Annotated in this window: 14 protein-coding genes; 13 read left to right on the forward strand and 1 reads right to left on the reverse strand. The window is 42.5% G+C overall.

The window, feature by feature from the left end:
* Nucleotides 1–222 precede the first annotated feature (222 nt).
* The 13 genes from JMX50_RS03620 to JMX50_RS03680 all read left to right on the forward strand — a co-directional run bounded on the left by JMX50_RS03620 (nt 223) and on the right by JMX50_RS03680 (nt 12,208).
* Nucleotides 223–1,962 (forward strand): phosphoethanolamine transferase, encoded by a 1,740-nt coding sequence (locus JMX50_RS03620; RefSeq protein WP_201628470.1) that lies wholly within the window; start codon nt 223–225, stop codon nt 1,960–1,962.
* A 64-nt stretch (nt 1,963–2,026) separates the two neighbouring features.
* A complete protein-coding gene (locus JMX50_RS03625) occupies nt 2,027–2,713 on the forward strand; it encodes a response regulator transcription factor (protein ID WP_201628471.1) in 687 nt (228 codons plus the stop codon).
* Nucleotides 2,714–2,812: 99 nt separating this feature from the next.
* Nucleotides 2,813–4,141, forward strand: coding sequence for a sensor histidine kinase (locus JMX50_RS03630; protein WP_413786810.1), 1,329 nt, complete (start codon nt 2,813–2,815; stop codon nt 4,139–4,141).
* 198 nt (nt 4,142–4,339) lie between these two features.
* Nucleotides 4,340–4,747 carry a diacylglycerol kinase gene (locus JMX50_RS03635; RefSeq protein ID WP_201628690.1) on the forward strand — a complete coding sequence of 136 codons (408 nt, stop codon included), beginning with the start codon at nt 4,340–4,342 and terminating at the stop codon, nt 4,745–4,747.
* The gene (locus JMX50_RS03640; RefSeq protein WP_227670893.1) at nt 4,744–5,460 is read left to right on the forward strand and encodes a PAP2 family lipid A phosphatase; all 717 of its coding nucleotides are present in this window, start codon (nt 4,744–4,746) and stop codon (nt 5,458–5,460) included. Before JMX50_RS03635 ends, JMX50_RS03640 begins: the two co-directional genes overlap by 4 nt.
* Nucleotides 5,461–5,729: 269 nt before the next feature.
* Entirely contained in the window at nt 5,730–6,338 is a 609-nt protein-coding gene (locus JMX50_RS03645; RefSeq protein WP_201628473.1) for a cytochrome b/b6 domain-containing protein, read from the forward strand.
* A 22-nt stretch (nt 6,339–6,360) separates the two neighbouring features.
* Entirely contained in the window at nt 6,361–7,035 is a 675-nt protein-coding gene (locus JMX50_RS03650; protein WP_201565587.1) for a response regulator, read from the forward strand.
* A 59-nt stretch (nt 7,036–7,094) separates the two neighbouring features.
* Nucleotides 7,095–8,540 (forward strand): ATP-binding protein, encoded by a 1,446-nt coding sequence (locus JMX50_RS03655; RefSeq protein WP_201628474.1) that lies wholly within the window; start codon nt 7,095–7,097, stop codon nt 8,538–8,540.
* A gap of 82 nt (nt 8,541–8,622) precedes the next feature.
* The gene (locus JMX50_RS03660; protein WP_201628475.1) at nt 8,623–9,174 is read left to right on the forward strand and encodes a PepSY domain-containing protein; all 552 of its coding nucleotides are present in this window, start codon (nt 8,623–8,625) and stop codon (nt 9,172–9,174) included.
* Nucleotides 9,164–9,490 carry a hypothetical protein gene (locus JMX50_RS03665; protein WP_227670894.1) on the forward strand — a complete coding sequence of 109 codons (327 nt, stop codon included), beginning with the start codon at nt 9,164–9,166 and terminating at the stop codon, nt 9,488–9,490. The genes JMX50_RS03660 and JMX50_RS03665 overlap by 11 nt, the downstream gene beginning before the upstream one ends.
* Before the next feature lie 53 nt (nt 9,491–9,543).
* On the forward strand, nt 9,544–10,647 hold the full coding sequence (locus JMX50_RS03670) for an FAD:protein FMN transferase (protein WP_201628476.1): 1,104 nt from the start codon (nt 9,544–9,546) through the stop codon (nt 10,645–10,647).
* Nucleotides 10,648–10,722: 75 nt separating this feature from the next.
* Entirely contained in the window at nt 10,723–11,415 is a 693-nt protein-coding gene (locus JMX50_RS03675) for a ferric reductase-like protein (protein ID WP_201628477.1), read from the forward strand.
* Between the two features lie 94 nt (nt 11,416–11,509).
* Nucleotides 11,510–12,208, forward strand: coding sequence for a VIT family protein (locus JMX50_RS03680; protein WP_201628478.1), 699 nt, complete (start codon nt 11,510–11,512; stop codon nt 12,206–12,208).
* A 557-nt stretch (nt 12,209–12,765) separates the two neighbouring features.
* Here JMX50_RS03680 and JMX50_RS03685 read toward each other — a convergent pair.
* Entirely contained in the window at nt 12,766–13,140 is a 375-nt protein-coding gene (locus JMX50_RS03685; RefSeq protein WP_201628479.1) for a hypothetical protein, read from the reverse strand.
* Nucleotides 13,141–13,160: the final 20 nt, after the last annotated feature.

The raw sequence follows: 13,160 nt of genomic DNA on the forward strand, positions 1-13,160 counted from the left end.
AAAAATTTAATTATTTATCTTGGATAGGTCAGCAGTGTATCTAGCAGATATGACACTTCGATGAAAAAAATGATAAAAAATCGCGTAAAAGGTTTTGGCATTTTTTGTTTTCTTAATATCAACAACCCATTATTTGACCCCGTCACCTTAACGTCTTCTTAACAAGCTAGTTGTTAATGTAAGGAATATATATTCCCTATAACTCTGTTGAGAAGTCTGTGTATGTTGACACTTCAAGCACTTAGCACCAATGCCACTAAAGCTGATACCAAAAAAAGCATCATTAGCAGATACTTTAATCGTGAAATTCATCTTAATTATCTTATTGTTATCGTTGCGCTATATTTGGTGGCTACTGCCAATATGAGCTTTTTTGAGCAAGTGTTAAATATTTATCCTTTTAGCAGTAATATTGGCTTTATGATTTCTATCACAGGCTTACTGTTTGGATTGATATGGCTAGTGCTGCAACTATTGTGTTATCGGCCAATCGCAAAGTTAGTGCTGATTGCGATGGTATTAATAGCGGCAGTATGTGGTTATTTTACCGATGGCTATGGAACGATATTTGATCATAATATGCTGGTCAATAGCATGCAGACCGACCAAGCAGAAGCGATGGGCTTGATGGCACCGAGTTTTTTTGTTCGCGTTCTTTTATTAGGAGTATTGCCAGCTATTATCATTGCTAACATTCGTATCAAGCGTACGCCTTTACGCCGCGCATTATGGCAACGAGCGCTTACTTTGATACTCTCTATCCTATTAATAGCCATCTGCCTACTACCCTTTGGCGACCAATACGCCACCTTTTTTCGCCAACATAAAGTGGTGCGTAGTTATACCAATCCTATTACCCCTATTTATTCTGTGGTCAAACTTGGCACCGATTACGTCGATGAATTGCGTCGTCCTGACACCTTAATCCTGCATGCAACAGATGCCAAACGCACCACGCCCGTCGCTAGCAATAGCACACCTACTGCAAAACCTAAATTGATGGTATTTGTCGTCGGTGAAACGGTTCGCGCTGACCATATTGGCTTAAACGGTTATCAGCGTGAGACTATGCCACTGCTTGCTAGCCAGCCAGATATTTATAGCTTTAAGCATGCAACCTCCTGCGGCACCTCTACCGCTTATTCGGTTCCATGCATGTTCAGCTATGCTAATAGAAAGGATTACGATGCCAGTAGTGCGGACTATAATGAAAATGTGCTTGATACCTTGCATAAACAAGGCGTCAACGTCATTTGGCGTGATAATAATTCTAGCTCTAAAGGCGTCGCCGATAGGGTGACTTTTGAGGATTATAAAACGCCTAAACTTAACCCTGATTGCGATGGCGAATGCCGTGATATTGGTATGCTTAGTGGCTTTGATAAACTGGTAAAGCCAGAGGCATCACCAGTAAAGCCCGATACAGTAAATTCGAATACATTGCCAAAAGACACGCTTATCGTATTGCATCAAATGGGTAATCACGGTCCTGAGTATTACAAACGCTATCCTAAAACCTTTGAAGTTTTTAAACCCGTTTGTATGACCAATGAGCTGTCTAAATGTGATGGTCAGTCTATTATCAATGGCTATGATAATGCGATTCGTTATACTGATTATTTTTTGAATAACGTTATCAATACGCTAAAAGCTTATGAGCAGGATTATGATGTGGTGATGGTATACATCAGCGATCATGGAGAAAGTTTGGGTGAAAACAATATCTACTTGCATGGCTTGCCGTACAGTATGGCGCCAAATGCTCAAAAGCAAGTGCCGGTGATTGTCTGGTCACCTGCGAGTAATGGCATCGACAGCACTAGCAGCAATAAAAGCAGCCTTGCTAACATGATTGAGCAGCCCGTATCTCATGATTTTATTACCCCAACCTTACTTGGCTTTTTTGATATTACGACCGATGAGGTAGCTGCCGCACCGACTTTCTTTAAGGCTGCCAATTAGACCTTTTTAGGATTTTTAAACCTATTTTATTAGCGCCCTGTTGGCATTTATGCACGAGACATGTATGTACAAGATACTCGTTATTGAAGACAATCCTGATATTGTCGCCAATATTTACGCTTTTTTTGAGCACAAGGGCTTTGAGCTGGACAATGCTCATAACGGTATTAGTGGTTTGACGCTCGCCTCGAATAACCGTTATGACGTTATCTTGTTGGACGTCATGCTACCGGGTATGGATGGTACCAAACTGTGTAAAAAGCTCAGAGAGGAGCTGCATGATAAAACCCCCGTATTGATGCTGACTGCTCGCGATACTATTTCGGATAAAGTGGCAGGCTTCGATAGTGGCGCGGATGATTATTTGGTCAAACCTTTCTCATTGGTTGAATTGGAATCACGCATAAAAGCTCTGATACGCCGCCATCAAGACAGTCACTTTGAGCACAGTATCACAGTCGGCAAACTGTCTTTAAATACGGAAGTACACACGATTGTTCGTGAGGGCAAACCTATAAAACTGACACCAACTGGGTTTAAGATATTACAGATACTGATGAGCGCGGCGCCGCGAGTGGTCAGCAAAAACGAGTTAGAAGAAAAAGTATGGGGTGAGGATATTCCAAGTAGCGATGCGCTGCGAACCCATGTGCATAGCGTACGCGCACAAGTCGATAAGCCGTTTGATAAAACAATGATAGTGACTGTGCCTGGGATTGGTTATCAAATTATCGATCCGGACAAAGAATAAAAGACGATCATAAGATTGAGCGACTCAACGCTATTATGAATGCTCTTGCTACTCTTTCATCTCGTTCTACCTACTGCTTGTCATTAAGAAGTAAATACCATGTTAGTAAAGACAATGTTTAGCATCGACTCCATCGCCAATAAATTTCGCATCTCCTACTTTCTATTTGCCCTATTGCTTTGCGCCACTTTCGTCAGTATTTTTATGTATGCTGAAATGAAGCTCGAGCAAGAGCTGGTCAAAGCGCGCTTGATTCAACAATTGGCACTCAGTCAGGAAAAAGAAGGTGAGCAGCCGGTTTATATTGCCAACCCCGGTATCAAAATCTATGACTATGATAATGCACCTGCTAATCTAAAAGCCATGGCAACTGATACGGTGCAAGAAACGCCGGTCACCGTAGATACCGAAGCAGGCAGTATCAACACCAACTTGCATTTTTTCCTCTATCATAAAAACAATCACCGCTATCTTTTAACCTATTTAGAAGACAGTGAATTGGTGATGGAAAGCTATCCCGTTTTGGCCATATTTGAGCAATTAGAAGACATATTTGCCAACGCCTTAAGAGTTGCTGTTATTTTAAGCCTGCTCATTGCTGCGATATTCTCTCAGCTGTCCTCAAGGCAAATCACCAAGCCTTTATTAGACTTAAAAAAAGCCGTAGAAACCGACCATCAAAACCTAACTCAACTGACTCATCTGCCATCCGAGGTTGGCGTTTTGGCACGCGCCATTGATGAGAAAAACCAAAAGCTTGAGCAGTACTTAAAGCGTGAGCAATTATTTACCGGTGATGTCAGCCACGAATTGCGCACGCCCTTGACCATTATTATGGGCGCATCAGAAGTACTGGCATCACAATTGGCCGACGACAGTCACTTGAGCGAATTTACCAATCGCATTAGCAATACCGCCAAAGAAACCTCTGAGATTATCACCGCTTTGCTATTACTCTCTCGTGCACCTGAAAAACTGGACACACCGCAGACGCCTATCAACAATATTGCGGTTAATGAAGCTGAGCGTTTAAAGTACTTGTTACGCTACAAGTCAGTCACGTGCACCGTCGTCGCTGAACAAGAATATTTCGCCTACGTACGACCTGAACTGCTAAAAATGGCATTAGGAAACTTGATAAAAAACGCCTTTCAATACACCGACGAAGGGGAAGTTATTATCAGTATTGACGCTGAGAAAATCACCGTCACCGATACAGGTCTTGGCATTCCTGAAGCCATGATGCCATTGCTATATGAGAGATTTGAGCGTTTAGAGTTACCGCATAATGATAAGCAGTCGGATAAGATTGAAGGTACAGGTTTAGGGCTAAGTATTGTGCAACGCATTATGACGCATATGGGCTGGAAGCTAACCCACCAAGCCAATACTACAGGCGGCAGTACCTTTAGTATTTATTATCAATAGTTTTAGGAGAAGCTTAACGCTTTCTTAATACGCCCTATTTTATACTCAGTGCTCACTGGTTCCATTTACTCTTTTTAAATGGTTCGAAATCTACCGTATGCACTGATTTTAATAGACTATTAAGAATCCAATATGAACCAAGTCAACCCCATTCATATCAGTAACAATCAAACAAACTCCCATTCTAAAAACCTAGAAATGCCTCATACTTTCATTGTAGCTAATAGCTTTGCCAGTCATGCAAAAGGTAAAAAGGGGCTTTCTCGTATCGTTAACGCCGCAGGGTACTCCCTAGATGGTTTTAAAGCGGCTTATAAATTTGAAGCAGCGTTTAGACAAGTGCTATGGCTCAATCTAATCTTATTCACTGTCATTATATTTATGCCTTTTGGCACCAGTATCAAAATGATGCTAGTCATCGCCTCGTTTTTATCTTTGATTGTCGAGCTTATTAATACCGGTATTGAAGCCAGTGTCGACCATACGTCAACGGCAAAGCACCCCTTAGCTAAAATAGCCAAAGATGTCGGTTCAGCGGCACAATTCTTGGCGTTACTGCTACTATTCGTCTTATGGTCAATGGCGTTAATGAGTGTGGTACTTTGAAAGCCTATTCAGCTAATTGGGTCTGGTTAAAGCTACTGTGTTTAACCATTATTGCAGCGCTAACATTTGAGCATAGCGCGTTAGATGTGCGTATTAGCGAGCTTTTCTACCTAAACGGACATTGGCTTTTGGAAAAAGGCGCTCAGCCTTATGCCTTTATTTTTTATGATGGACCCAAAGCTTTGTTAATTGTATTGGCGATTTATTTGCTGATTGTGTTAATCATTAGATATAAACAACCTGTCGATGCAAACCTGTCACTAAATACCGTAAAACCTCATAGATTGATGATTCCCCTACCAGCTCGGGAAATCTGTTATCTACTAACTATTATTATCTTAGTACCCACCAGCATTGCCTTATTAAAAGGTGTCACCCATGTTAGCTGCCCCAATCATTTGACGCTGTTTAGTGGTGAGCTGCCCTATCTTAACCTTTGGCAAAATATGGTTGCGAACACGCCAGCCAAGTGCTTCCCAGCCGCCCATGCAAGTGCAGGGTTTTCTTTATATGGATTAGCATTTTTACCTACTCTGCATAAGTATCGCTATAAAATATTTGCAGCGGTCACTGTTTTAGGCTGGACAATGGGACTTTACAAAATGCTCTTTGGCGACCATTTTTTCAGTCATACCTTAGTGTCGATGCTATTGTCATTGACGATAGCCTGCGCGCTTGCCAGCATATTTTTTAAAAGGTCTACTACTCATTAATTCCCAGAATAAGATAATTTCTTAAAACGCATTCAATTAAAATCAATAAATTCTGGCAACGCAAACCCTTACTCTTTATACCCTCCATCAAATACTATCTTTTATCACTCAAGTTTCTATTGCCCTCTAAGCTCAGCTTAAGGTTGGTTTGTTTTAATAGTGCTAACACAGGCTATTTACAATAAATCTAGCCTCATCGCGATAGACACGTTTATTTTAATAGCGTGTTATCGCCAGCAAATAAACTGACTACTAAGCGGGGTATAATGATGGGCCAGAACAATCATAGCGGTATAACCAACGACGCAAGTAAACCCTTTTCACAACCGTCTAAAACGAAGCAAGTAAGAGTTTGGGATATCCTTGTCAGAATCACCCATTGGGCAGTCGCTATTGGTGTTATTGCAAACCTATTGTTTACAGAAGACGGTAGCGAGCTGCACGCATACGTTGGCTATACTGTCGTGGGGTTAGTTGTCATACGTTTATTATGGGGCTTTGTAGGGACACGCTACGCTCGATTTAGCAGTTTCTTTCCTACTCCTTTACGTATCAAGCGCCATTTATCAGCACTCAGCATCCGTCGTACCGATAAACAGCATCTTGGTCATAATCCATTGGCCGCTATTATGATGCTATCATTATGGGCGGCGATTATAGGGCTTGGAATCACAGGCTATCTGATGGAATCAGGAATGATGGGTAACGAAGATTTTCTTGAAGAGGTGCATGAATTATTAGCAAATAGCTTGTATCTATTGGTTCCTCTACACGTTATCGCGGCGCTTGTCATGAGTTACTGGCAACGACAGAATCTGATTAAAGCCATGATTACTGGTAATAAAACCATAGTAGATGAACCCTCTAAATCAGAATAAGCAAAATGATGGAGCATGGCATATGGCACGTATATTACTCATAGAAGACGATAGCACTATCGCCGACGGTATTATTCTGGGTTTAAAAAGTCATGGAATGATGGTCGATTGGTTCGATAATGCAAAGCAAGGTGAGCTGGCATTACAAGATAATATGTTTGATGCGGTTTTGTTAGATTTAAGCTTGCCGCAAGGCGACGGTATGACAGTATTAAAAAACTGGCGCGGCAAACAGATAGACACCCCTGTATTAATCATCACTGCTCGCGATGCCATCGCCAATCGCGTGGCCGGACTCAATGCAGGGGCTGATGACTATTTGATTAAACCCTTTGCCTTGGATGAAGTTATCGCTCGTCTGCAAGCACTGATGCGGCGCAGTCAAGGACGTAGCCAACCTGAAATTCGCTACGGTAACGTGACTTATCAGCCGCATAGCCAACAACTCTACCATCAAGGCAATCTTATTGAGCTTACGATTAAAGAGGTGGCGATACTAGAGCAAATGCTGACGCATCCTAAGCAGATTCACAGTCGGGCAAGCTTAGAGGACAAGCTCTATGGATGGCAACAAGATATAGAAAGTAATGCCATTGAAGTACATATTCATCATTTACGCAAAAAGCTTGGCAATGATTTTATTTTAACCAAACGTGGGGTGGGTTATTATTTAAATCCCACCTACAATCATCTATAGTAATATAAAAGCTTAAACTTAAACTTAAAATCCTCCGTCACCTTTTGCCCTGTGAGCCTATGAAAAGCATCCAACAACGACTACTGACGTCCTTATTGATTGGACTGCCTTTGCTTTGGTTACTCACCTCCAGCTTTATCGCTTGGCGACTGTGGCATGAAATCAATGAGATGAATGATACCCAAATCACGCAAGTCGCCCGTTACTTAATCGGGGTATCTGCTGACGAGGAACATGACGACGATGACGATGATGACCATAAGAAACAGTCACGCTCTGCCAAAATATATCACTTAAAAAGTAAGCAGCTATCCGGTGATCTTGGTGAGGCTGAAGATGATTACATGGGGTTCGCCATCTGGAATAAAGACGGTCGGCTGCTCATGGCGGACGAAAATGGGCAGTCATTTAAATTTCTCCCCGATCAACATGGTTTTTTAGAAGACCATCATCATGCCTATCAGCGCTTAAACCCTTTTAACCATCAATGGCGCTTGTTTTATATTCACGATGAACATTCTGATAAGCACGAAAGCCGCGTGATTGCGGTTGGTCAAAACCTTGATTCTCGCCAAAAAATGATTGTTGAGACTATGTCGGTGCAGCTACTGCCTATGTTGATTGGGTTGCTGGCGTTCATGGGTCTTGTCGTTCTACTCATTCGCCGTGGCTTTAAACCTTTAACAGAGGTCAGCGCCGAGCTTGAACAACGTCAGCCACAAGATGACAGCCCCATCACAGCAGATATTCCTAAAGAGATTCAGCCTTTGGTGAGCGCTTTAAACGTGTTATTTGTAAAAGTAGCTGACACTTTAGCGCGTGAGCAACGCTTTACGGCTGATGCGTCACATGAGCTACGAAGTCCGCTTGCCGCCTTAAAGTTACAAGCGGATTTATTACAACAGCAATTACTGCAACTGTCAGAGATAGAGGACGATAGCCAACTGTTCTATCACACTCAAAAAATCAGTGAGGGTATTGAGCGCGCCAATCACTTGGTTGAGCAACTTTTGACGTTAGCAAAAATAGAGCCACAGCAACACCTGCCTGCTGAACAATTAGAAAAACCTGATTGGCTGGCTTTAACCGACGAAGTACTTAGTGAGGTTAATCGGCTGGCACGGGAAAAACATATCCAACTCAAGCGCACGGTGCTGTGTGACCATCCTGCCGATATTTTACCTATTCTAGTAAACCCCACCTTATTCAAATTATTAATTCGCAACCTCTTAGAGAATGCCATTCATTATTGCCCAGAAGGCGCTTTGGTGGAATTACAGCTAGATATAAATGCTATCCGAGTGCTCGATAATGGCAATGGCGTCGCGCCTGAGCAGTTAGCACGGCTCAGCGAACGCTTTTATCGACCAGCTGGTCAAAGCCAAATGGGCAGCGGCTTAGGTCTATCTATTGCCAATCGGATTGTCGAGCTACATAACCTGAACTTAGCATTTGCCAACCGCCCTTCTCCAGAAACCGGCTTTATGGTCACTATCAGTAAATAAAGCCGCCTTGTCTTAAGTTTGAGTTAATCTTCACCGCGTATGCTACTTGTATTCCCTCATGATTTCATACGGAGTACAACTTATGAGCCTGCCACTATTAAAACCCTTGTTATTGACTATCGGTGCCTCTTCACTGGTCTTCTTTGGCGGTGTCATCGCATTAACGACAGCGTCATCAGATTCTACTGATGTCTTATCAGCAGCAAATATCACCAATCAGCTGACTGCTGCTGTTAAACAGAACACTGCTATTGAGCCGCTATCGGCTGCAATGCTTACAAGCGACCAAGCAATCGCCTTAGCCAAGCAGAACCTTCCTAATGCAACCCTACAAGCGACTCCAGAGCTGGTTAACTACAACGGTGCCGTCGCCTATGAGGTGCGCTTAGATACCAACACCACTTATATTGATGCCAATCTCGGCTCTATCTTGAACCCTGTTAACACCAGTGCTGCCTTTGTTAATGACGACTATTCTGATTATGATGATGACGAAGATAAATACGAAGACCACGATAATGATGAGGTGGAACACCATAAGAAAAAGCATAAGGATAAATACGATAAAGAAAGCGAGCGTCTGATTGCTACGAGCTATAAGCATGATAACGATGAGGATGACTATGATGATTAATTCTAACGTACCTGCTACTAAAGCCACTCATAAAAACCTGAAAAAAGCCGATCCTATTGCGACGTTTAAAAATAGCATTCTCATCGTCTCGGTCGTTGGCACCATGGCAGGTTGGCTCATATTACTTGATCAAGAAGCCGATAGTTTACCTGCCAGCACCGCTATTCCTGTCAGCACTAGCATCTCAAACCCTAACGTCATAGTGGCTCAAACCCCAAGTGGCGTTGATATCACGCAATTAAGACAAGTGAATGAAGTAGAAAGCCCAGCGGTTGAAGCGATAGCGGTTGTCGCTCGTACCCGCTCTTCTCGATAAATAAAAAATGATGGGCTTAAGATGATGACCAATCGTGCAACTAAGGACTTCTTATGCAAGCAAATATGAATAGCAGCACGCCACAACTAGCGACCTTTATGTTGCCGGCGATGGGTTGTCACGTCCAAATCAGTCTAAATATTACGCAATTAAGCTTGCAGCAAACGCAAGGCAACACAGACCAAGAGATAGACCAAAAAATTGACCAAAAAATCGCTTTGGTTAAAGCCTATGTAGAAGAAAAACTGCTGCAGTGGGAGCATATATTCAGTCGTTTTGATAACACCAGCGAGCTGATGAGACTCAATAGTCATACCAATCAATGGACAGATATCAGCCCAGAATTGTTTGCAGTTTTAGAAAGCGCCATTGCTTTTGTGCCAAAAACCCAAGGCTTAGTCACCCCAACATTACTAAACACCCTGTGGGATATTGGCTATAAACACTCATTTGAGACCTTAGCAAAACAACCGACGCCGTCTGTGCAAACTGCTCAGCCGACTTTGCAAGATACTTCTGATGCTTCTAAAAACGACGCTGCCAATCAATCCATAAAAAATATCAAGCTTCGCACGTCAGCTCATGGACAGCGCAAAGTATTTCTCCCGACTGGCACAGCTCTCGATTTAAATGGTTATGTCAAAGGATGGTGCGCGATGCAATTGGCCGAATACATCAGTCAACGCTCTGACTGGCAATTGCCTTGCTTAATTGATATGGGAGGCGACATAGCGATTGGTGTGCCAAATGAGCAAAAATTTGCCAAACCTATTACATGGGCCATTGCTATCGCCAAACCCTATATTGCTGATAGCCAGCAGGTTCAAGATGAAGAAGATATCGCCATTATTCATATCAGTGCGGGCGCTGTTGCAACCTCAGGTCAAGACTATCGCCGTTGGTGGCATAAAGGCCATTGGCAACATCACTTGATACACCCTTATTATGCTTGTCCTGCAAAAAGTGACGTTTTAAGTGCCACCATACTTGCTGATGATACGCTGACCGCAGAGGTATATGCCAAATACTGTGTCATCCTAGGCGCGAAAAAAGCGCTGCAATGGCTGTCCGAACAGCATATTGCCGCCGTATTAGTCGATACTGATTATAAGGTCACGGCTTCACCCGCCATTCATCCAAACTTAATTGCCATTTAATCCATAAAAAATATTTAAGTCGTTATTATTTAAGGTTTTACTATCTTAAGTTGTTACCTTGATTGGAGAATAGCCATGCATACTGACTCTCACCCTGATTCTAGCAATCACTTGATAGTTAAATTAACTAAGAAAGTCTTTCAGGCGCTATGGACAGTATTTATTTTAAGTGCTGGCATAGTCGGTGGCGTTTATGCCTTTTCGTTGTGGGGAGAAAGCCTATCGCAAATCCTTATGACCACAGATAAGCACTTTTGGTATCTGTCGCGCGCAAGTGGTGTGATTGCCTATGCTTTATTTTGGTTGGCAGTTGTTTTTGGTTTGTTGCTCAGTACGCGCCTATGTCGGTATTTTAATGCGGCAAAAGTATTTGCATTACATCAATATTTAAGCTTGCTCGCCGTAGGTTTTGCTACTTTTCATGCGGCTATTTTATTGGCTGATAACTATATGAATCTGAATATTTGGCAGGTATTATTACCGCTTGGGTTTCAGACTGACCGTATCGGTGTCGCATTAGGACAATTGGGATTTTGGTTTTTATTCATCAGCGCGTTTAGCTTCTACCTTAAAAAATACATGGGTCAATCAGCATGGCGATGGTTGCATTTTTTAACCTTTTTAGCTTATATGGGCATTAGTATCCATGTGTTTATGGTGGGCTCTGATAGCCGACTGCTAGCGCTATTATTGTTTTATGCCGGTAGTCAGACAGTGGTCTTTGTACTGATTGCCTATCGTTTATATGCGTTAAGGCAAGTTAGCTAATCTCTGAGCAATTTACAGGGTAAACTGTAATACACTATCTTTGGTTCATTATTTTTGGTTTATTATTCTTGCTTAGTTATTTTTGAGGTTATTTATGTCCCTTTCTATTCATGATGAAGTGCATTTAAGCAACCGTAGCCAGTGGCTCAGAGCAGCCGTTCTCGGTGCAAATGATGGATTGATTTCTACCGCCAGTTTATTGGTTGGTATTGCTGCGGCAAACGCCAATAGCCAGACTTTACTACTGACGGGGCTTGCGTCATTGACTGCGGGTGCTTTGTCAATGGCGGCGGGTGAGTATATTTCCGTGTCATCACAGGCAGATACTGAAAAAGCGGACTTGGCAAAAGAGCATCATGAGTTAACACATAACTCTGAGCGCGAGCTTCTTGAGCTGACGAAAATTTATGAGCAGCGTGGACTTGAGCAAGACTTAGCCCATCAAGTTGCCGTGGCTTTGACTGAGCACGACGCCCTAGAAGCCCATGCGCGTGATGAGATTGGTTTGACTGACATAAGTACCGCCAAGCCACTTCAAGCCTCTATTGCCTCTGCCTTATCATTCATAGTAGGCGCCATCGTCCCTGTTATGGGTATTCTACTATTGCCAGCAGAGACATTAGTATGGTCGTTGGCCTCGTTGACTGTCGTAGGCTTAATTTTACTTGGTGTCGTATCCGCACGCTTGGGCGGTGCCCCTATCATTCCTGCTACTGCTCGGGTAGTAATATGGGGTGTATTGGCTATGCTGGCAACTTCGTTTATCGGCGGGTTGTTTGGTGTCGCGGTTTAATTTCTGTCTTCGTTACTATAACCTCTCTTATAGAAGCAAAGAGAGGTTCCCTAGTGAGGACTTGAACCTTAGGCTGTAGGCTATTGATATTAAAATGCTTATTTATTGATGGTCGCTACCAGCGTACTTGATGATGTACTTAGCACGAGTGTTTTTTCACACAAAAAGATAATTAACCTGTATATTCATACAAAAGAATATATGGTGATTAATCATGGATGATAAGAAATTTATCTTGCAGTCATTATCGGTATGCGGTCTGATTCTTATATTAACGGCGGTGCTTGCGATTAGATTTTTCAGGATGCTGTAGTGATCTTGATGCTGACCGATTTTGCAGTGTGACTCCTACGCAGTGAACCAAACTGGCAGCCTTAACCTTTGATGGATAAGGCTGCTCAATTTCTGTCTTTGAAATATACCGCAAAATGACAAGGTGACTTGTCCTGAAATTGCAGTTTGACTCCTATACTAAAACACAGACTGTGGGCTGTATACCCAGTTTTTACGGGATTTCTTGAATTTATTTATTCTCAATACCAACAATCGCTCTTTATTTAGCAATGAGCCTCGCCAAGTTTAACCCACTCTTTAGTCTTCATAAGTTTGTTGTAGTCGATTATCTGAACCCAGATGCCTTGTTCTTTAGCGTCAAATTGATTATTTATCTCACCACAAGCATATTCTGCAAACCCATCACGACGGCTACCATCATCTTTCACACCAATCTTGAGTATCCTGTCATCTGTCCATGTAGCATCTAGCACGGTCGGCTCTTCATCACTCAAAAAGTAATCAGTTATTTCTTGTCTTTGAGCGTCTGTAAACTCATTAGCAACCGCTTGCTCGCTATCAGCTGCTACTTGTTCAACTTTGTCTGAGCTGCAAGCTGTGAGCCATAGTGCTAGTGACAATGTGATTATGTTTTTCATATTATTTCTTTGTGAGTATT

The organism is Psychrobacter maritimus (genome assembly GCF_904846345.1).
Taxonomy (GTDB): Bacteria; Pseudomonadota; Gammaproteobacteria; order Pseudomonadales; family Moraxellaceae; genus Psychrobacter; species Psychrobacter maritimus.